This is a genomic window from Nocardia pseudovaccinii (assembly GCF_050942345.1).
Taxonomy (GTDB): domain Bacteria; phylum Actinomycetota; class Actinomycetes; order Mycobacteriales; family Mycobacteriaceae; genus Nocardia; species Nocardia pseudovaccinii.
The window spans coordinates 4,399,296-4,419,829 of sequence record NZ_CP192074.1; the positions used below are offsets into that span (position 1 = coordinate 4,399,296).

Consider the following 20,534-nt stretch of genomic DNA (forward strand, 5'->3'; position numbering starts at 1 on the left):
GCCGAAACCCACGAACCCGGCCGGATCCCGGCACACCGTTGGCGGACCAGTGTCGAACAAAGCGAGAAGGTATCGATTTTGGAGTATTTGTGCCCTATCAAATCACAGGCACCAGTGTCATGACGTCACACGGGTCACATCCGGTGGAGGGCGCTCACCGTTTGCTCAGAGCGCTGCGAGAGCCAGTGCGGCGACCCACAGCTCTCGATCGATCGGATCGTCCGGCACACCGTGATCGGCCGACCGGAATGTTTCCACGACATCGGCGCCGGGGCGCTTCCGCGATGCCGACCAGAGATTTCCCCGTGCGTCGGCGGTCCGCATCAGGGTCGCTTCCGCGTGGAATCCGAACCCCCACAGCGTCTTACGGGGCGCCCGCGAGAAGACCAGCGTCGCCAGATCCTGGAACGGCGGATCAGCCGATGTCGGCAGCGTGAGAACACCGATCTGATCCGGACCCGCCAGGGTGAGGCCGAAAAAGAGGGGTGTCGAGTCCGACTGCTCGTTGGCTCCGAGCAAGGTGGCGGTCACGGTGCGGATCAACTCGTCGGATGGGTAGAGAATCGTTCGCGACACGGCTGCCTTCCCTGGATGGACCGCGCTTCCGCCGCGCGGTAGTCGGCCATGATTGTGGGCTGGACCACAGTAGCGTCGAAGACGACCGCGCGCTCGGCGCACAGTGAAATCCCGATGCCGAACCCGATCTGCCTGTGGTGCCGAAAGATCGAGGTCGGGCGCTCGGCGCGCGGTGAGTTGCCGTGACTTAGCCAGCGATACCGATAACAATGCCGCGCATGACGGTGGCGGCGAGCGGCGGATTGATAAATCGGGGGATTGATCAGGCGCCCGATGCGACACCGCGCGGGAGATTTCGGCCCGACATCGAGGGGTTACGAGCAGTCGCCGTACTCGCCGTTGTGCTTTTTCATGCGAACACGCCCGGGCTCGGGGGCGGATTCATCGGTGTCGACGTCTTTTTCGTCATTTCCGGATTCCTCGTCACCGGAATCCTTTGGCGGGAAGCGGCTTCCGCCGATACCGTCGGGTTGCTCCGATTTTACGGCGCGCGGGCCCGCCGCCTGCTGCCCGCAGCCGGTGTCGTGGTGGTTGCGACGGCGATCGGCGCGGCGGTACTGCTGCCGCCGCTGCAGGCTCGCCAGGTCCTGGGCGATGGGATCGCCAGCGCCTTGTACGCGGGGAACTATCGGCTTGCGCTGCACGGCACCGACTACCTTGCCGCCGACACGCTTCCGTCGCCGTTTCAGCACTTCTGGTCGCTCGGTGTGGAGGAGCAGTTCTATCTGTTGTGGCCCGCACTGATAGCCGGCACGGCGTGGTTCGCGCGGCGGCGCGGAATCGGATCGGCCGCTGTCCTCCCGTACCTGGTCGTGCTTGCGATTGTCGCCGCGCTCTCTTTCGCGATCTCGCTGACCTGGACCCACACGCTGCCGCCGTGGGCGTTCTTCTCGCTGCCGACGCGGGCCTGGGAGCTGGGGGCAGGCGGCATGATCGCGCTGTCGGCCGGTGCGTGGTCCCGGTTGCCGAAATCGGTCGCCGCCCCAGCCGGATGGATCGGTCTGACCCTGATCGCTGCTGCGTGTACCCAGCTGAACGCGAAGACACCGTATCCGGGCACCACGGCCCTGCTGCCCGTTCTCGGTTCCGCCCTGGTGATCGTATCGGGCTGTGCGGAAACACGATTCGGGGTCGGCCGCGGACTGGCGGTGTCGGTAATGCGGGCGATCGGCCGCGTGTCGTACTCCTGGTATCTGTGGCACTGGCCGGTATTGCTGCTGGCGCCGTACGTGCTCGGCCACCAACTCGGACGGGGTGGCTCGATGGGCGCGGTCATGATGGCAGGCGGACTCGCCATGCTCACGTTGTGGCTGGTCGAGAATCCGGTTCGCTTCGCCGCCCCGTTGCGAGGGTCGACCGCACGCAGCCTCGTCTGTGGCGGCGTGATCACCGCGGTCGCCGGCGGTGTCGCACTGATGCTGCTCGTGCTCACTCCCGTCCCGGTCGGCCGCGGCGCGGCGGCCGCGGCGCTCACGCTCGCCACACCGGCCACCTCCGGCGCGGACGCGTACGACGCGGCGGTCCGGCAGCTGACCGCGCAGACGCAGGCCGCAGTCGCCGCGGCGGCCGAAATCCATACTGTCCCTTCGAATCTCACCCCCTCGCTGGCCGACGCGCCCGGCGACAAGGCGAGCGTGTTCGTCGACGGCTGCGTGCGATCGTGGCGTGACGTGGGACAGGCCGAGTGCGCCTCCGGTGATCCGGACTCGGCTACGACAGTGGCCCTGGTCGGCGATTCACACGCCGCGATGTGGCATCCGGCGTTCGAGTCGATCGCCGCGCAGCGGCACTGGCGGCTGGAAACCATGGCCAAGGTCACCTGTCCGTTGCTCGGCTTGCCCATCACCAGCCCTTATCTGGGCCGGGAGTACACCGAATGCGAGCAGTGGCGCGGCCAGATCTTGGCCAGGTTGCAGGCCGAACGCCCCCGCTTGATCGTGGTGAGCATGTCCCGGCGCTACGGTGCCGACTTCGGCTTCGTCTCTTACGACCAGGCCTGGATCGACAGCCTGAACCGCCTGGTCGGCCAGCTGCGAGCGACCGGGGCGGCGGTCCTGGTTCTCGGGTCGATCCCCGATCCGCACACCACCGTGCCCGCGTGCCTGTCCGAACATATCGACAATGCCGCGGCATGCACGCCGCTGCGGCCGGACGCGGTCGACGACGCGGGTATGACGGCTGAGCGGGCGGCAGCTACCACCGGCGGCGGTCAGTACGCCGATCTGACCTCGCTGTTCTGTACTGCCGCCAGCTGCCCCCTCATCATCGGCGACAACCTGGTGTACCGCGACGACAACCACCTCACCGTCAGTTACGCCAGAACACTCGGACCGATCATCGCCGCACTCGCCGACCGCGCACTCGCCAACGGCTGAGCCGGCCACGCAGGTCAGGGTTCACCGGTGCTTCTCGGCGGATACGTAGGCCGCCTGCTGCAGCCGGTCGAGCAGTTCGGCAGGCAGGTCGGTGGGCAAGTCGGTGATCGGGCGGCCGTAGGTGGCGGCCAGATCGAAGGGGCTGACCCGGTGGACCGACCAGTCGTGCCGGGACAGCCAGTCCCCGGGATCGGCACGGGCATCGTCGTACCACAGGTCGTGCACGTTCAAGTTGCCGAACGGGTTGGGGCCGAAGAACTTTTCCTCCATATCGAAGTGGCGCTGATCCATGCCGCGGCCGAAGTCGTCGGCGGCCACGCAGCTGCCGGGTACGGACAGGGCGTCGATGCGTTCGAACAATGCGTCATGTGCCGAACCCGGCAGGAACGGCAACAGCCCCTCGGCCGACCAGGCCGCGGGCCGCCCCGGATCGAAGCCCGCGGTGGTGAGCGCGGCGGGCCAGTCGTCGCGCAGATCGACCGCCAGTGCGCGCCGATCGGTCTTGGCCACGGCGCCGTGCTGGGCGAGCACCCGGTCCTTGAACTCCAGCACACGAGGCTGATCGATCTCGAAGACGACCATGCCCGCGGGCCAATCGAGTCGATAGGCCCGCGCATCCAGACCGGATGCCAGGATCACCGCCTGCCGCATACCCTGCTGCCACGCCGCGGCGAAGAACTCGTCGAAGAACCTTGTCCGAACTCCCATGAACCGCCCGAACAATCCGCCCGCGCCCGCCGACGCCGGTTGCTCCAGTATCTGCAGAAAGTGCGGTTCACCCGCGGCCTCGACGAACCACGCCGCATAGTCGTCGTGGATCATCGGCTCGGGATCGAGCGTCTCGAGTGCGCGAAACGTGGCGACGCCCAGAGCGGTCAGACCCACGCTCGTCACGATGTCCCAGCTGTCTCCGTCCGTTCGCATAAATATCACCCCATGGTGTCAGCGATCAATGGCAGGTTGTTCAGCGGTCAGGTGTGGGTACGGTAACGCGGGTTCAGGATGCGCTCGAGGGCCGCCAGATCCGATTGCAGGGCATAGAAGGTGCGCAGCGCGACGGCGAACGCGACGAGCCCACCGATACAGAGGGCAACTATCGAGCCGATCACCGTGTGCTGCTGATGCGGCGTCAGGAATATCAGCCCCAGCGACACGCCGATCAGCGGAACCGATGCTGCCACACCGAGATACACGCGGCTGCGCCGGATCAGCCGATGCAGCCGGGGGGCGTCGTCGGGGGAGATGTGACCGGCGGCGACCAATCCCGGGTAGTACCAGCGCAAGACGAAAAAGGTGGCCGGAAAGTACGTGTACACGACCGCCACCGCGGCCGCGACGAGGCTCGAGGCAATCAGATTCGCCAGCAGCCCGGCCGGTATCGGCCCCAGCGACAGCAGCTTCACCGCGAAGATACCCATGGCCAGGATCCATCCGATAAACGCGACTGCCGCGATCCGGTCGCCGCAGGCCAGGGTGTCGGCGCGCGCCCGGGCGAGGGTGGCCTCGTCGAATTGCTTGCCCCGGCGCAGGCCATCGGGCACCAGAAAGACGTTGCGGCACCAGTACAGCAGGCCGGCGATGGCGACCGGATAGGAGATCGCTATCACCACATACCCCAGGTGGGTCAGCCTCCCGGCAGCCTCGGAGCCCAGTTGGAGTTGGATCAGCCGGACGTTGTGCGCCGAAAGATACAGTCCCGCGGCGACCTGGCCGAACATGCTTGCCGGAATCACCACCGGGATCGGCCGCATGCGTAACCGTGCCCGCAGGCTGTGTGCGGGCGGGTCGACCAGGTCGCGGGCGGCCCGGTCCTGGCTCAATTCCAGCTGCTGGGCCAGTTCGGCGCCGCCGGGGTAGCGGTCGGCGGGGTCGGGCGCAAGGCAGGTGAGTAGTGCGTGACGCAGTAGGGCCGGGCAGTCCGGGGGCAGATCGGCCTCCAGGTTCGCATCGACGAGCCGTCGGCGTCGATCGATCATCGCCTGCAGCGATTGCTCCGATTCGCCTGCTCCGAACCCGTCGTCGAACGGTCGCCGTCCGGTGAGCAGTTCCCACAGGACCACAGCCAGCGAGTACAGGTCGCTGCGGGTATCGAGATCGGCGGCAGTGGTGGCCAGGGTGGGGTGGCAGGCCTCGAGTTGTTCGGGGGACATGTAGGCCAGGGAGCCGCCGAAGTAGGCGACGGGGTTCGCGCCGGGCAGATGGCGGCTGAAGCTGATGTTGAAGTCGGCCAGTTTGGGCTGGCCGTCGGCGGTCAGCAGCACATTCGCGGGTTTGATGTCGCGGTGCAGCACGCCATGGTGATTGGCGTAATCGAGCGCGGTCGCCAGCCGAGCGCCCAACCAGGCTACGGTCTCCGGCCAGGTCAGCTGTTCCAGTTCCGCGCGCGCGGGCGAGTGCTGCGGCTCGAGCACGCCGCCGCTCATGGTGGCGGCGTCGATGGCCTGCAGCAGCAGCTTGCCGCTGCGTCGTACCGGTGGGGTGCTGTGCAGCTGCCGCAGCACACCCAGCAGGGTGCCGCCGGGTACGTACTGCATGTACATCAGCTTCAGATGCTGTTCGGCGAGCTGACGCTGATCGAAGACTCGGACGATGTAGTCGTGGTCGAGCTGGGCCAGTGTCTGCGGTTCGGTGCCGCGGTCGCGGGAGATCTTCACTGCCACCAGCCGGCTCATCGATCGCTGCCGAGCCAGGAATACGCGCGCGAAGGCGCCACGGCCCAGTGGCAGCAGCAGATCGAAATCGTCGACGGAGGCGCCCGTACCGATGGCCTCGAGGGCATCGAGTGCCCTTGGGTCGGCCAGCAGCGTGCTGCGCAGGCCGCCGACATCGAAAGTCTCGGTGATGCAGGCCATTTGGGCCGGATAGTCGTGCTCGTACTCACTGAGGTCGACGTCGTTGCGGCAGCTGCGAGCACTGATCTCCTCATAGATGAGATCCGGCGGCAACGGGGCAGCGCCCAATTCCGGGAACTGTTCGCGATAGTCGGCAAGGCGCAGCGCGTCGTCGCTGCGCTGCCACCGTTCGTGCAGATCCACTTTGATCAGCTCGATCAACGTGGTCCGCCGCAGCGCGGGCTCGACGGGCAGGTGCGCCGACAGATCGGGCGGTTCGCTCGATGCTTTCCAGTCCCCGGCGAACTGGGCAACCAGGGTCGTCAACGCGGTCTGCGTTGCCGTCGCGCGGGCGACACCGGCGCCGGGTGTGCTCGCGCCGAGGTTCTGATCCATCGTCGCTCGCTTCGAAGTGGTCGAGCCCGGGCCCCGCACCGAGGGGGTATCGGACCCCTCCGGCGAGTAGCTGGCACTTCACCAACAGCCTTTCGCCCTTGTGCCCATTTGTCCACCCCCGACCTCGTTCGGTGAACCGGGCCCTCGGGAACTGGCGATGCGAACCGGCGGACCGCTCACCTTTGTTGGCGATACGCTGGGCATTGTCGGAAGGGTGAGCAGATGGTGCCCGGTATCGGTGCATATGCCGAGTGGATCGCACGCCGCTGATGGTCGGCGATGATGCGCCGCGGACCCAACGTGACGTGAGCATGCCCGTCGCGGCGGAGTTGAGTGCGTGCGGGTTCGAGGACGCTGAGGAGATCGGCCGCGGTGGTTTCGGGGTGGTGTATCGCTGTAGACAGGTGGCGTTGGATCGCACGGTTGCGGTGAAGGTGCTGACCGATCAGCTGGACGAGGACAATCGGGAGCGGTTCTTCCGCGAGCAGCAGGCGATGGGCCGGCTGACCGCGCATCCGAACATTGTCACGGTGTTGCAGGTCGGTGTCACCGCGGGCGGCCATCCTTATCTGGTGATGCCGTATTTCCCGCTGGATTCGTTGGATGCGTGGGTTCGTCGGCGGGGCCCGGTGCCGGTGGACACCGTGTTGTGGGTCGGGGTGAAGATCGCGGGTGCGCTCGAGAGTGCGCACCGGCTGGGTATCGTGCATCGCGATGTGAAGCCGGGCAATATTCTGCTGACCGATTACGGTGAGCCGGCGTTGATCGATTTCGGTATCGCGCGCATGTCGGGCGGGTTCGAGACGGCGACGGGCATTTTGACCGGGTCCCCGGCGTTCACCGCGCCGGAGGTGCTCGGTGGTGAGGCCGCGACACCGGCGGCGGATGTTTATGGGCTGGGTGCGACGTTGTTTTGTGCGTTGACCGGGCATGCGGCGTTCGAGCGGCGTAGTGGTGAGCAGGTGGTGGCGCAGTTTTTGCGGATCACCAGTCAGCCGGTGCCGGACTTGCGTGAGGGTGGCGTTCCCGATGACGTGGCGGCGGTGGTGGAATCGGCGATGAACCGGGATCCGCAGCAGCGACCGTCGGCGACTGCGGTAGGTGAGGCCATCCGGCAGGTACAGCGGCGTCACGGATATCAGGTGGGCGAGATGGCGCTGCGGACACCGGAGGGCGGGTCGCGCGAGCACACGCCGCCGTCGCAGACATGGGCTGCGCCGCAGACAACGGGGGGTCGCGCCAACACCGGTGAGCTGCCGCTGGAGCTGACCAGTTTCGTCGGCCGCCGTGCCGAGGTGTCGGAGATCAAGAACCTGCTGGCGGTGTCGCGGCTGGTGACGTTGGCCGGGATCGGCGGTGTCGGCAAGACCCGCCTCGCGTTGCGGGCCGCGGCGAATGCTCGACGCGATTTCGCCGATGGGGTGTGGGTGGTCGAACTAGCCGATGTGCGCGACCCGGCACTGCTGATCGGCGTCGTGGCGGCCACGCTGGGCATGCGTGACGATTCGGCCCGACCGATGCGGGACGTGCTGGTCGAGTTCCTGTGTTCCCGGGAAATGTTGCTCGTTGTGGACAATGGCGAGCAGGTTGTGGAGGCGTTGGCGGAACTGGTCGAAACACTGTTGCTGGCGTGTCCGGGCCTGCGGATTCTGGTCACCAGCCGCGAGCCGCTCGACATCGCGGGGGAAGCGGTGTTGCGCGTGCTGCCGCTGACCGCTCCGGGCGGCGACAGTGGACCGTCGTTGCGTGGACTGCCCAAATACGACGCGTTGACGTTGTTCGCCGAACGTGCGGCGGCGGTTGTCCCCGGCTTCGAACTCACCGATGACAACAAGGCCGCGGTGGCCGGGATCTGTGCCCGGCTGGACGGGTTGCCGCTGGCGATCGAACTCGCCGCGGCGCGGATGCGCACCATGTCGCCGGAGCAGATCCTGGCGCGGCTCACCGACCGATACGCGCTGCTGACCCGTGGCAGCCGTACCGCGCCGAAGCGGCAGCAGACGTTGCGGTGGTGTATCGATTGGAGCTACCAGTTGTGTACACCGGACGAGCAGCGGCTGTGGGCCCGGCTGTCGGTGTTCACCGGGGGCTTCGAACTCGATGCCGCCGAAGGGGTGTGCGGTGCGGACCTGGAGCGGGAGAGATTGCTGGATGCGTTGTCCTCCCTGGTGGACAAGTCGATCGTGAACCGGGAGACGCTCGGTGACGACGTGCGCTTCCGGATGCTGGAGACCATGCGTGACTATGGTCGGGAGACGCTACAAGAGTCCGGCGAATACCAGGAGCTGCGTCGAGCACACCGTGACTGGTACGAGCGGTTGGCGCTGGATGCCGAGGCCGAGTGGATCAGCGACCAGCAGCCCTACTGGCTGACCCGGCTCGAACGCGAGCACCCCAACCTACGGGATGCGCTCGAGTTCTGCCTGTCCGAGGACAGTGCGGAATCGGCTGAAGCCGGGCTACGCACCGCCAGCGCGTTGGCTGCCGGGTTCTGGGGCTTTCGGGGTCTGTACGGTGAGGGCAGACGTTGGCTCACCCGCGCCCTTGCCCACCCCGCCGCGCAGTCGATACCCGTCCGCGTCAGGGCGCTTCATGACAGCAGTACCGCCGCCGCGATGCAGCGGGATCTTCAGTCGGCAGCTGTGTTACTCGAAGAAGCGCGCGCACTGGCCGACCAGGATCCCAGTCCCATGAACGAGGCACTGATCGCCGAGGCCGAGGGCTCCCTGGCGCTGTTTCGGAATGAACCCGATCGCGCGATCCCCTGCTTCGAGCGTGCCGTCGAACTGTTCAGCTCGAATCGGCGGGGACACCGTTATGTTGCGGCGTTGGTGTATCTCGGTTGGGCACACGCTGTGCACGGGGATAAGCGGCGGGCGGTCGAGTGTCATGAGCAGATTCTTTCCGTCACCGAGGCGTGCGGTGAATCGCTGTTTCGCTCGACCGCGCTGGGGGCGAAGGGCATTGTCGTATGGCAGCAAGGCGAGTGGTCGGACGCACAGCATTTGCTGCAGGAATCGCTGCGGGTCAGTCGGTACGCGCGCAGCCCTCTCGTCACGGCCCTCGATCTCGCGGGGCTGGCCTGGATCGCGGCCGATCGTGATGGTGAGCGCGCGGCTGTCCTGATGGGCGCCGTGGAATATCTGTTGCGGTCCGCCTCTGGCTTTTCGATCTTTTTCCCGGAGCTATCCCGGGCGCACGACGAATGCGAGCGCACGGTGCGTCGCGCGCTTGGTGACCGAGGATTCGATGCGGCATTCCGGCGCGGCCAATCCATGGGAATGAACGCCGCGGTGGCGTACGCACTAGGAGAAGCACCAGTCGTCACGCCCGCCGTCGCCGGACTGCAATTGACCAAACGCGAGCAGCAGGTCGCCGATCTCGTTGCCCAAGGCCTCACCAATAAGCAAATCGCGGCGAAATTGGTGATCTCGCAACGCACTGCCGAAGGACATATCGAACACATCCTGAGCAAACTCGGATTCACCTCCCGCGCGCAGATCGCGGCCTGGATCGTGGACGAAGGTCGGCAAGCGACTCCTTGACCGCACAGTCACCTCGTGGCGATTTCGGCGGCCTTATGCCGAGCATCGTCGGCGGCGTGCATTTCGTTCGCGTACAGCAGGCCGAAGGTGAAGCCGTTCTCGCCCGCTGCGGTGCCTGCGGTTGTCGCGGTGCGCCACAGGAATTGCGACGATACGATGCCGTCGTTGTAGTCGCCGAGCACTCTTTGAATCTTCTTGTAGTACTTGATGTTCGACTTCGTTTGCTTGCGTTTTCCCGCGGGCTCCAGTAGTTCGGCGGCGTAGCGGGCTCGTTTGGCGGCCTTGCGGGCGCGGTGCAACGACGCGTGTTGTTGGTCGTGTAGGGCGGTCGCGAGCCGGTTATCGGCTTTGGCCGTGGCTTTGCGAGCCCGCTTCGCGAGTTCACGTTTGCGAAGTCGCCTGTCGAACGGCGGGTGCGATTGCCAGGCATGCAGGGTCGCGAGCAATTGCAGATAGCGAGTCGAGTCCATGGCCTCGGCGAGTGCGTTGCGGCTGGGCACCTGTCGGGCCAGGATCGTCGCGTCGATGCGCGCGGCGACCGGGCCCAGGACGAGTTCGGGCGGCAGTTTGTGCACCTGGTCGGCCAGACGGCGATGTTGGACGTGGCAGTCGCGCACATCGCCGAGCAACCCTGCATACCACTTCAATTCGTCTTCGACAGCACCGATGGCGGTGCGGTCGAACAGCCTTTTGAACACGCGCAGGGTGCTGCGCAGGCGTCGCGTCGCGACACGGGTGTCGTGGATCGGTTCCCGGCCGCGGCGCAAAGCGACGTCACCAGCGAAAATCATGTCGATCTGCGCGGCCATGTATTCATAGACGGCGCGCTCCGCCGCAGTGTCCGTGACCGGCCTCGGCTGCGCGGGCAGCACGTGAGACAGCTTGGAGGGAAACTCCGACCTGCGTGCGCCCGCCTCGGCAAGACTGTCCACCAGCGCCTCGGGTACAGCGTCGATCCGCGGGCCGAGTTCGACCTCGATCTCGTGCCAGGCAACGGAACTTCCGTCAGCTGGTGTCGTATCGACGATGTCGTCGTCGACTTCGACTATCAATTCGCCGTCCGGCCCGAGTACACGGTGGCGATTGCGCAGCGTGTGAATCGTGGTGATCGCGTGCAGTGGTTTACCCAGTGCCGCGCCGGTGACCAGCTCGATGAACTCGGGCGGCAGTTCCTCCGAGAGCGGCGCGTGCAATTCGGTGCGACCGCTCGGGTGCGGAACTTTCAACTGCCAACCGGATTCGTCGGCACCTTCCCGGCGGCGCAGGGTGAGATTGTGAGCGAGCAGATCTCGCTCGGCTGTATCGAAATAGGTGCTGGTCAATTCGACCGACGTCTTTTCGATACGACTGTCGGAGACGAGGTTGTCCAATGCCGGAAGAGAAAAGACCCCGTCGACCTCCCATTTGCTTTCACGTTCCAGTACTTCCTCCATGAATTGGGCGTTCCCGGCGCACCGCACGTGAAACAGTCGGCATCGCCCTCATCGAGATCGATCTCGTCGCGTATTCGGCCGGTCTCGACCGCGGTGCCGGACCGTGGATGAAAATCTCGATCTTGCGGTGCACGTCGGGTTCGGCGCGCATCGCCCTTCTGCTCGGGCTGCTCGTGGACCGTTACCGATCATCGCCTGCGATCACGAAGTCGAACACGGCCTTGTACCGAATGCTCCTCTCCGCCGACACGCCTACCCGGTCGTCGATCGCGGTCACTATCGTCGACCGGAACCCATCGCTTTCGGACAACTCCGACGCGGCGACCACCATCGCACGGGGCGGTGCTCAGGCATGCGTCGAACACCGATCGCCGGTGACGGTCTGGGTGATATCGCGATCCTGGAGCTGGCGGCGACACGAGCGGGTCGACTTCGCTTGTCCACGAAATCGGCTGCGGCAGTTGATCTTCGGTGTGAAGAACCGGAAAAACATCGGTCGCGAATTCGGTGAGTCGACGGCGTCCGGGTGCGATCCTGGCTCGGGGGCGAGAGTGCGCCCCGCGGTGCCGGACTTCATCGGAGGAGCAGTCATGACCCATTCATTTCCGGAGTCGACGGAGAACGCGGTGACGACATCCGGTCAGCCACCGAAACCCGCTGCGGGGCAGCTGATCCAGCACCAGCAACCGAAATCGAAGTTCAAGATTGTCGTCCGTGCCAAGAAGCCCGAGAAGGAGGCGCAGACGGAGGTTCCGGCACAGCCGACGACAGCGTCGGTAGTACAACAACCCGCTGCCGCATCCACTTTCTCGCCTGCTGCCGAACGGCACCTGAAGTGGTTGCACGACAGCGGCCGAGCGGTACTCGCGGGCGGGCTCACGGATCTGTGGCGCTCCCATAAGGATTGGATGGACTACACGAAAACGCACGGCTGGCGGCATTACACCGAATTCGATGACCCTGACCGCCACTACATCTGGCGCTTCAGTGCGACGCCGTACGAGGAGAAGATTTCGATCGGTGCCGAGACGGCCATCTCGGAAATCATCAAGATCATCGGTGCGCACAGCAGCGGGAACGAGAAGAAGAGCCCGCACGTGCGAACCTCATCGTTCTGCCGCAACATCGGCGCACTCATCGGTACCGCCGCATCGGCGGGCGGCGACAAGAATGTCCTGAACATCATCAACAGGGCGCCGTATCTGCTTTGCATAGATATCGCCAGCCTGCGCGACAAGGGCGTGTCCGCCATGCCCGCACTCGACCGTGGCATCAGCCTGTACGAGACGGAATACGTGCTCGTCGCGACACCGGGCGAAGAACACTTCCTGGCCTGCCACCCGGTGGATCTCGATCCGGTGCTGTTCCGCAATCCGTTCAAGGGATGTATCGACTCGGCCGGAAAGTTCGTGGGCTGTACGGTTTTGGACGGAACACTCATCGGCGCCGATGTGCCGCTGACAATCAGGGCGACCGAATCGTTCGTCAAGACGGTCGTCGAGTCGCCGCTCGTTTTCGAGGACATCGTCACCGACTTCGCTGAAATTCCGCCCGCGGACCTCGAGAACATCCTGTGGTTCGCCGCGGCCGCGGCCGACGCGGCCAGCGAACAATCCGGCTCGGTCCAGACCAAGGACCCGCTCGGCGGACTTGCCAAGGCCGCGAAAATGATGACGACCTACAACGAAGCCATCTACAAGCTGTACAAGAAGTCCTGATCGAACAGCCGAACAGGTTGCGGGCCAGGCTGTCAGAGCCATGAGCCCGCAACTTGCGGCAATCAGTCCGGTGGCCGACGAATGTCGGTATTCCGCGTGTCGGTGTGATGCCGAGGGCATACTGTGCGAGCCAAAGCTGCACCGAGGAGAGACAAGACCCGAAGGGGCCCGTCGTGACCAGTGCGATCGTCGCTCGTGTCGCCGAAACCGCCGAACTACGCCAGACCCGCACGGCGGTAGAAGCATTGAAAATCCAACGCGCGCGGCTATCGGCCGAGCACAGGTAAGCAGGCACGTCCGGCCGGGCACGCGACTTGCTCGACGGCACGACACCCAGAGCCAGGCAGGAAGGCGACGCTCGGTGCGATCTGCGCCAGCCGCTCGCGAACCTGGATTGCCCACTGCCCCAGCTGATATCGCTCGATTCAACATGGGGATCGCGGGGCAACGAGCCCCATCGGTCGCCGCCGTCTTCGCCAGCTGTTGCTCTTCGATGTCCGCGGCGACGGATTCCAGCCATTCTCAAGTCTTCTCAACTCGGAGGAACGGATGAACCCATGGACTGAGCGACTCTCGGTCAACAGAGTCGCTGTCGTATCCGCCTCGATCCTGATTGCGGTGGCGGCGGTCGCCTCCTTCGCGTTCGCACATCATCTGGCACGGTTGGCCGGAACACCGTCGACCATCGCGTGGCTGTGGCCGATCGTGGTCGGCCTCACGGTCTTTCAGATCGCCTACTGCTACGTGATGGTCGGAACGTTGCCGTATCGGACTGGAATCATCCGGCTGTACTTCGGGGTTCTCCTGCTGAGTGGTGTCGCCGCCGGGGTCCTCGGAAACGCGTTCAACGCAACGGATCCCGGCGAGCTTTCGCTGTCCGCCAAAGCGATCATCGGCGCGGTTCCCCCGCTGTGCCTGCTGCTGATGGTCCTCAACACCTCGATCTTCTTGAGCACAACCAAACCGTGGCTGCACGGTGCGGACCATTTCTCCCGGCGTGCAACAGCTGAAACGCCCGTCGTGGACGCGGCCGGACGTCTCCTGTCGTAGCTGGTCCCGTCCTCGACTAGTTGCCTTGGGCAACTAGTCTGATATGGTAGCCCCGAGCAACTATCTACGGGGTCCGCGGTGACGTCCACTCAGCGGGCAATCCGGTGCCGCGCGCATCAGCGCCACGAGAGAGTGAGGCCTGCCTTGTCGCAGAATTTGCAGGACGCGGACCAGCAGAACGCCACGCCGGACCTGAACAAGCACGCCGAGCCCGGCGCTCCGATGACACACCGTCAGATCATGGAAACGCTGACCGGACTGCTGACCGGCATGTTCGTCGCGATCCTGTCCTCGACCATCGTCGCGAACGCGCTGCCGACGATCATCTCCGATCTGCATGCGGGCCAGACCGCCTACAGCTGGGTGATCACCGCGACCCTGCTCGCGATGACGGTGACCACGCCGATTTGGGGAAAACTGTCGGATCTGGTCGACAAGAAACTTCTCGTGCAGATAAGCCTGGTCATCTTCGTCGTGGGCTCGATCATCGCGGGTCTGGCTGCCAATGTGGGAGAGCTGATCGCGGCGCGGGCGATTCAAGGTGTCGGCGCGGGCGGTATGACGGCGCTGACCCAGACCATCATGGCGGTCATGATCTCGCCCCGCGAACGCGGTCGCTACGGCGGTTACATGAGCGGTCTCTTCGCCGTCGGCACCGTGGTGGGGCCGCTGGTGGGCGGTGCCATCGTGGATACTTCGTGGCTGGGCTGGCGGTGGTGCTTCTTCATCGGCATCCCGGTCGCGGCGGTCGCATTGGTCGTACTCCAGAAGACGATGCGCCTGCCGATGGTCAAACGGCAGACTTCGGTGGACTGGCTCGGAGCGCTGCTCGTGGCCGCCGCCACCTCGCTGCTGCTGATCTGGATCTCGTTCGCTGGCGACAAATACGCCTGGCTGTCCTGGCAGACCGGCGTGATGATCGGCGGCGCAGTGGTTTTGGTCGCGCTGTTGCTGCTGACGGAGTCGAAGACGAGCGAGCCGATCATCCCGCTGTACCTGTTCGGCAATCGCACCATCGTGCTGGCGGTCGTGGGCTCCTTGGTCGCGGGTGTGGCGATGTACGCCGGGACCACCTTCCTGAGCCAGTACTTCCAACTTGCCCGGGATGCGTCACCGACCGAGGCGGGCCTGCTCACCCTGCCGATGATCTTCGGCCTTGCCATCGTGTCGATCGTGTCGGGACGCCTGATTTCCCGGACCGGTCGGTGGAAGATCGTCCTGGTCATCGGCAGTGTGCTCATGGTGGTCGGTGTCACCTCGTTGGGCACCGCCCGCGCCGACACCCCTTACGGACTGCTGGCCGTCTACATGTTCTGCGTCGGCGCCGGAGTCGGCATGACCATGCAGAACTTGGTACTCGCCGTACAGAATCAAGTGCGCATCCACGAAATCGGCGCGGCCAGTGCGACCGTCGCGTTCATGCGATCCCTCGGCGGTGCGATCGGTGTTGCCGCACTGGGTGCGGTCATGGCGAACAGCATCACCCACTACACAGAAACCGGCTTGGCCCGGCTGGGGATCCCCGGCAGCGGCGTTCATTCGGGTAGCAGCCTGCCGAGCTTGTCCGCGCTGTCGGCCCCGGTCCGCTCGGTAGTGGAAGACGCCTATGGACACGGCGTCGCCGATGCCTTCCTCTGCACCGCGCCGCTGGCCGTGCTCGCGCTGGTCGCTGTCCTGTTCATCCGAGAGGTCCCGCTCCGCACCACAAATGCCCCGGACCCCATAGTCGAAGCGGCAGGACCACGGACCGAGGGTAAAGTCGGCCACTCCTGAGTAACCCGTATGCTTCACGCGGCGCTGTGGAGGTGGGTAAGACGGTGAACGACACGATCGACGAGATCGAGGAACAGCTCATTGTGGCGGTGCGGCGCAGCCGCAGAACCTCGTTCGAGTCCGCGGAACGCGTCCATCCCGGTCTCGAACCCGCCGCCTACGCCTTCCTGATGCGGCTCGACGCCGTCGGGCCCAGCCGTCCCAGCGACCTGGCCAGCTACTTCCGCATCGGGAAAGCCACCACCGGACGCCAACTTTCGGCACTCGAGGAGCTCGGACTGATCGACCGGCAGCAAGATCCGGACGACGGTCGCGCCCAGCTGCTCGCACTGACCGCGCTCGGCAAACAGCGGCTGGACGCGACCCGCGCCGCCCGCCGCCGAGTGCTGCACGAACGACTGTCGAGCTGGCCCGAATCCGACCTGGCCACACTCGCCGAACTCCTGCACCGCCTCAATGCGGAATTCGGCGACTGAGACCGTCACCCTCTTCGGTCCGCACCGCGGCGTGTCGCCGGGTGATGAGCCAACCGACAGCGCCCGCGACCGGGAGCATGATTCCGCCGTAAACCCCTGCGGGCACACTTATTTCGGTGCTGTCCAGAACGCTGATGGCGATGGTGATGGCGATGGCGCTGTTGTGGATACCGATTTCCATCGAGCAAGCTATCGCTTGGCGGATGTCGACGCCGAGCCATCGCGGAACGAAGTAGCCCACGGTCAAGCTGATCAGGCAGAAGACAAAGGTGACCGCGCCGACGTCGAGGAGATATCCCGGCAGGTCGGCCGCACCGCTGATCACGCTTGCGGCGATGACGAATACCAGGGTCAGCGCCGAGCCGATGCGTACCGGCCGGTTCATCCGGTCGGCGAAGTCGGTGGATACCCGTCGCACCAGCATGCCGACGATGACCGGGATCAGGATCATCGCGAACACTTGGATCACCTTGCCGAACTGCAGGCCCAGTCCGCTCGCACCGGCTTCGGGTTCGAAATAGTCGATCGCGAAGTTCGTGATCAGGGGTGCGGTGACAACCGCGATCATCGAATTGACGGCCGTGAGGGACACATTGAGTGCGACATCACCGCCGAACAGGTGACTGAGCAGGTTGGCCGTGGTACCGCCCGGCGATGACGCGAGCAGCAGCATGCCGACGGCAAGGGTTGGCGGTAGATCGAAGAGCAGGACCAGACCGAACGCGATCGCCGGAAGGACGAGCAGCTGACACACCAGCGCGATAGCGACCGTCCTGGGTTGGCGCGCGATGCGGGTGAAATCGTCGACGCTGAGCGAGAGCCCCAGCCCGAACATGATCACGGCCAAAGCCAGTGGCAGAGCCAGTGATACGAGCGGTGAGTTCACCGGTGTTCCTCCGTCGCGTTGGAGTGGACGCGGAAACCGTATCCGGCTGGGGCGGTGCGGTGGTCTCGTCCTTCCGTTCAGCGAGATCGACCGGTCAGGCGATGATGCGCAAGGGGTGTTCCAGGAGTTCGGTCAACTGTTGGAGGAATCGTGCGGCGGTGGCGCCGTCGATTGCGCGGTGGTCGGCGGAGAGGGTGACGCGCAAGATGCTGCGGGTGACGATCTGGGAGCCGTCGAGGTGTAGTTCGTCTTTGGCCGCGCCGACAGCGAGGATGGCGGATTCCGGCGGGTTGATGACGGCGGTGAATTGTTCGATGCCGAACATGCCGAGGTTGGAGATGGTGAAGGTGCCGCCGCTCATTTCGTCGGCGCGGAGTTTGCGGTCGCGGGCGCGTTCGGCTTTGTCGCGGGTTTCGGTGGCGATTTCGGAGACGCTCTTGCGGTCGGCGTCGCGGACGACGGGAACGAGTAGTCCGGCGGGGGTGGCGACGGCGATGCCGAGGTGAATTCCACGGTGCCGCAGGAGTTTGTCGTCGGCGATGGAGACGTTGACGGCCGGGTCGGTGCGCAGTGCGGTGGCGACCGCTTTGACGAGTAGGTCGTTGACGCTGACCTTGGTTTTGCCTGCTTGTTCGAGGGTGCGGTTGATCTCGGCGCGGAAGGCGAGGAGGTCTGTGACGTCGATTGCGCTGGTCAAGTAGATGTGCGGGGCTTGCTGTTTGCTTTCGGTGAGGCGTTTGGCCGAGACCTGCTGGATGGTGCTGAGCGGGATCTCGTCGTAGTCGCCCGAGGCGGTCACGGATGCTGCCGGCGGTGCGGCAGGAGTGGATTCGCTAGTGCGGTAAGCGGATTCGACATCATTGCGAGTGACTCGTCCGCCGGGGCCCGTGCCGGTTACGGTGGCGAGGTCGACGTCGAGTTCGCGGGCGATCTTGCGGGCCAGTGGTGAGGACTTCTTGTGAGTTCGGGTCTCTGTCGCCGCGGAAACAGTTCCGGCGGCGTCGATCGGATTATCTTGCGCACCACCGCGTCCCGGCGGGACTACATGTTCCTTCGCCGTATCACTCGATGCCACATCGCTTTCGGCAGCAGAGTTCGGTCCGGCAGAGCCGCCCGCCGCGGACCCGGTTCCATCGCCGATCAGCGCGATCGTATTGCCGATCGGGACCCGCGAGCCCGGTTCGAACAGAATCTGTTCGAGAATGCCGTCCTCGTAGGCTTCGAGTTCCATCAGCGCTTTGTCGGTCTCGATTTCGGCGAGGATATCGCCGCGGCTGACCTTGTCGCCGACCTGCTTGAGCCAGGCGACGACGACGCCTTCCTCCATGGTGTCGGACAGGCGGGGCATGATGATGTCGGGCATGTGAAGTCCTCTCAGCGGCGTCGGCCGACGGCCGCGAGTGTTTGCGCGGCGGCGGTGTACAGGGATTCGGCGGACGGCAGCGCGATCTGTTCGAGAGTTTTGGCGTAGGGCAGCGGCACTTCCGCGGCGGCGACTCGCCGGACCGGTGCGTCGAGGTAGTCGAAGGCGCCGTCGGAGATGGAAGCGGCGATTTCCGCGCCGATGCCGTAGGTGAGCCAGTCGTCTTCGGCGACCACGGCGCAGCCGGTCTTGCGTACCGAGCTGACAATGGTGTCGCGGTCCAAGGGCCGCAGGCTGCGCAGGTCGATGACCTCGGCCGAGATCCCTTCGGTGGCCAGGCGTTCGGCGACCTGGGTGGCGATCGTCGCCATGCGCGAGTAGCCGATCAGGGTGATATCGGTCCCCGGACGCGTAATCGCTGCCTTGCCGATCGCGACGGGCGGAAGATCCTCGGGCACTTCGCCTTTGGTGTTGTAGAGAGCGAGGTTCTCCAGGAACAGCACTGGGTCGTCGTCCTCGATCGCGGCGCGCAGCAGTGCCCGAGCGTCGGCCGGAGTGCTGGGGGCGACGACCTTGAGTCCGGGCACGAACGCGTAGTACAGCTCGATGTTCTGCGAGTGGGTGGCGCCCAGCTGCTGGCCGCCGCCACCGGGAGTGCGGATGACCATCGGCACGCTGGTCTGTCCGCCGAACATGCCGTAGATCTTGGCGGCGTGATTGACGATCTGGTCCAGCGCCAGCAAGGAGAAGTTGATCGTCATGAGTTCCACGACGGGGCGCAGGCCGAGCATGGCCGCGCCGATGGCCGCACCGACGAATCCTTCCTCGGCGATCGGGGTATCGCGCACTCGCTTTTCGCCGAATTCGGCGAGCAGTCCCGCGGTGATCTTGTAGGAGCCTTCGAAGATGCCGATCTCTTCTCCGATGAGCAGGACGTCGTCATCGCGACGCATCTCCTCGCGCAGGGTTTCGCGCAGCGCTTCGCGATAGGTCATGACAGGCACGGTGGTGTCCTCAGCGGTCGCGGGAAGTGTTTCAGAACAGCGGATCGGCTGGCAGCCGTCGGGATTCACCGGCCACCGGGGTGGCGTAGGTGTAGTCGAACAGGCTCGCCGGCTCCGGGTGTGGACTGGCGTCGGCGAAGGCCACGGCGGCGTCGACTCCCTCGCGCACCTCGGCTTCGATAGCGGCCACGGTGTCCTCGTCGAGGAAACCGGCGGCGATCAGCTCGCGCTGTAGCCGCGCGACCGGATCGGATTCACGCGCGGTCGAAACCGCCTCGGCGCTGCGGTATTTCGCCGGGTCGACCACCGAATGCCCCTTGAGTCGGTGGCTGACGGCCTCGAGCAGGGCTGGTTTTCCCTCCCGGCGGGCGGCTTCCACCAGCTCGGTGGCGATATCCCGCACCGCGAGAACATCGGTCCCATCGACTCGTTCGCCGCGCATCCGGTACGCGCTGGCCCGTTTGTAGAGGTCGGGTTCGGCGGAGGACTGTTCGACGGTGGTGCCCATGCCGGTCTGGTTGTTGATCACCAGGAACACCACGGGCAGATGCCACAGTGCCGCGATATTCAGCGATTCGTGGAATGCCCCGATATTGGTTGTGCCGTCACCCATTTGGCAGACCACCACATCGTCGCCGCCGCGGTAGTCGATCGCCAGTGCGGCGCCGACGGCCAATGGCAATTGGCCGCCCACGATCCCGTATCCGCCGAGCAGCCGGGTCGCGGTGTCGAACATATGCATCGAGCCGCCCCACCCCTTGGAGGTGCCGGTGGATCGGCCGTACAGCTCGGCCATCACCCGGCCGGGTTCGATGCCTTTGGCGATCGCGTAGCCGTGTTCGCGGTAGTTGGTGAACAGGTAGTCGGTCGGGCGCATCGCCGCGGCGACTCCGACGACGGTGGCTTCCTCGCCGAGATTGAGATGGCAGTAGCCGCCGATCTTGGCCTGGGTATAGCCCTGGGCGGTGCGCTCTTCGAAGCGGCGCACGAACAGCATGTCGCGGAAGTAGCCACGCAGGGTATCGGGATCGGTACCCGCGAATGCCTTGCGGGCCGCGGCCTTCGACGTGGTTTTACGGGGTGCGGCGGTCGTGGTCACGGTGGCTCC

Annotated in this window: 14 protein-coding genes; 6 read left to right on the forward strand and 8 right to left on the reverse strand. The window is 65.4% G+C overall.

Annotation, left to right across the window (positions count from 1 at the left end; genetic code table 11):
• Positions 1 to 165: 165 nt before the first annotated feature.
• On the reverse strand, positions 166 to 576 hold the full coding sequence (locus ACQPZ2_RS19655; protein ID WP_433526866.1) for a hypothetical protein: 411 nt from the start codon (positions 574 to 576) through the stop codon (positions 166 to 168).
• Between the two features lie 218 nt (positions 577 to 794).
• On the opposite strand from ACQPZ2_RS19655, the gene ACQPZ2_RS19660 reads away from it, so the two are divergent.
• On the forward strand, positions 795 to 2,951 hold the full coding sequence (locus ACQPZ2_RS19660; RefSeq protein WP_433526867.1) for an acyltransferase family protein: 2,157 nt from the start codon (positions 795 to 797) through the stop codon (positions 2,949 to 2,951).
• 21 nt (positions 2,952 to 2,972) lie between these two features.
• On the opposite strand, the gene ACQPZ2_RS19665 is transcribed toward ACQPZ2_RS19660, so the two are convergent.
• Positions 2,973 to 3,875: a class I SAM-dependent methyltransferase gene (locus ACQPZ2_RS19665; RefSeq protein WP_433526868.1), complete on the reverse strand. Its 903-nt coding sequence runs from the start codon at positions 3,873 to 3,875 to the stop codon at positions 2,973 to 2,975.
• A 47-nt stretch (positions 3,876 to 3,922) separates the two neighbouring features.
• Complete coding sequence (locus ACQPZ2_RS19670) at positions 3,923 to 6,178, reverse strand: serine/threonine-protein kinase (RefSeq protein WP_433526869.1); 2,256 nt, start codon at positions 6,176 to 6,178, stop codon at positions 3,923 to 3,925.
• 251 nt (positions 6,179 to 6,429) lie between these two features.
• On the opposite strand from ACQPZ2_RS19670, the gene ACQPZ2_RS19675 reads away from it, so the two are divergent.
• Entirely contained in the window at positions 6,430 to 9,723 is a 3,294-nt protein-coding gene (locus ACQPZ2_RS19675) for a protein kinase domain-containing protein (RefSeq protein WP_433526870.1), read from the forward strand.
• A gap of 8 nt (positions 9,724 to 9,731) precedes the next feature.
• Here ACQPZ2_RS19675 and ACQPZ2_RS19680 read toward each other — a convergent pair whose 3' ends face one another.
• Entirely contained in the window at positions 9,732 to 11,156 is a 1,425-nt protein-coding gene (locus ACQPZ2_RS19680) for a CHAD domain-containing protein (RefSeq protein ID WP_433526871.1), read from the reverse strand.
• A gap of 590 nt (positions 11,157 to 11,746) precedes the next feature.
• Between ACQPZ2_RS19680 and ACQPZ2_RS19685 the strand changes: the two genes are divergently transcribed.
• The 4 genes from ACQPZ2_RS19685 to ACQPZ2_RS19700 all read left to right on the forward strand — a co-directional run bounded on the left by ACQPZ2_RS19685 (position 11,747) and on the right by ACQPZ2_RS19700 (position 16,173).
• Entirely contained in the window at positions 11,747 to 12,874 is a 1,128-nt protein-coding gene (locus ACQPZ2_RS19685; RefSeq protein WP_433526872.1) for a hypothetical protein, read from the forward strand.
• Positions 12,875 to 13,423: 549 nt separating this feature from the next.
• Positions 13,424 to 13,924: a hypothetical protein gene (locus tag ACQPZ2_RS19690; protein WP_433526873.1), complete on the forward strand. Its 501-nt coding sequence runs from the start codon at positions 13,424 to 13,426 to the stop codon at positions 13,922 to 13,924.
• A 144-nt stretch (positions 13,925 to 14,068) separates the two neighbouring features.
• Positions 14,069 to 15,697, forward strand: a complete 1,629-nt coding sequence (locus ACQPZ2_RS19695; RefSeq protein WP_433526874.1) for an MDR family MFS transporter — start codon at positions 14,069 to 14,071, stop codon at positions 15,695 to 15,697.
• 44 nt (positions 15,698 to 15,741) lie between these two features.
• Positions 15,742 to 16,173 (forward strand): MarR family winged helix-turn-helix transcriptional regulator, encoded by a 432-nt coding sequence (locus ACQPZ2_RS19700; protein ID WP_433526875.1) that lies wholly within the window; start codon positions 15,742 to 15,744, stop codon positions 16,171 to 16,173.
• Here ACQPZ2_RS19700 and ACQPZ2_RS19705 read toward each other — a convergent pair.
• From ACQPZ2_RS19705 to pdhA, 4 genes are all read right to left on the reverse strand, one after another.
• On the reverse strand, positions 16,151 to 17,059 hold the full coding sequence (locus tag ACQPZ2_RS19705) for a bile acid:sodium symporter family protein (protein WP_433526876.1): 909 nt from the start codon (positions 17,057 to 17,059) through the stop codon (positions 16,151 to 16,153). The genes ACQPZ2_RS19700 and ACQPZ2_RS19705 overlap by 23 nt on opposite strands.
• Before the next feature lie 94 nt (positions 17,060 to 17,153).
• Positions 17,154 to 18,422 carry a dihydrolipoamide acetyltransferase family protein gene (locus ACQPZ2_RS19710; RefSeq protein ID WP_433526877.1) on the reverse strand — a complete coding sequence of 423 codons (1,269 nt, stop codon included), beginning with the start codon at positions 18,420 to 18,422 and terminating at the stop codon, positions 17,154 to 17,156.
• A gap of 11 nt (positions 18,423 to 18,433) precedes the next feature.
• Positions 18,434 to 19,417, reverse strand: coding sequence for an alpha-ketoacid dehydrogenase subunit beta (locus ACQPZ2_RS19715; protein WP_433526878.1), 984 nt, complete (start codon positions 19,415 to 19,417; stop codon positions 18,434 to 18,436).
• Positions 19,418 to 19,457: 40 nt separating this feature from the next.
• Positions 19,458 to 20,525: a pyruvate dehydrogenase (acetyl-transferring) E1 component subunit alpha gene (gene pdhA / locus ACQPZ2_RS19720; protein ID WP_433526879.1), complete on the reverse strand. Its 1,068-nt coding sequence runs from the start codon at positions 20,523 to 20,525 to the stop codon at positions 19,458 to 19,460.
• Positions 20,526 to 20,534 lie beyond the last annotated feature (9 nt).

Excerpts from the sequence above, each read along its gene's own strand:
- ACQPZ2_RS19660 (WP_433526867.1), top strand. The coding sequence starts at position 795 with ATGACGGTGGCGGCGAGCGGCGGATTGATAAATCGGGGGATTGATCAG.
- ACQPZ2_RS19665 (WP_433526868.1), bottom strand. The coding sequence starts at position 3,875 with ATGCGAACGGACGGAGACAGCTGGGACATCGTGACGAGCGTGGGTCTG.
- ACQPZ2_RS19670 (WP_433526869.1), bottom strand. The coding sequence starts at position 6,178 with ATGGATCAGAACCTCGGCGCGAGCACACCCGGCGCCGGTGTCGCCCGC.
- ACQPZ2_RS19680 (WP_433526871.1), bottom strand. The coding sequence starts at position 11,156 with ATGGAGGAAGTACTGGAACGTGAAAGCAAATGGGAGGTCGACGGGGTC.
- ACQPZ2_RS19685 (WP_433526872.1), top strand. The coding sequence starts at position 11,747 with ATGACCCATTCATTTCCGGAGTCGACGGAGAACGCGGTGACGACATCC.
- ACQPZ2_RS19690 (WP_433526873.1), top strand. The coding sequence starts at position 13,424 with ATGAACCCATGGACTGAGCGACTCTCGGTCAACAGAGTCGCTGTCGTA.
- ACQPZ2_RS19710 (WP_433526877.1), bottom strand. The coding sequence starts at position 18,422 with ATGCCCGACATCATCATGCCCCGCCTGTCCGACACCATGGAGGAAGGC.
- ACQPZ2_RS19715 (WP_433526878.1), bottom strand. The coding sequence starts at position 19,417 with ATGACCTATCGCGAAGCGCTGCGCGAAACCCTGCGCGAGGAGATGCGT.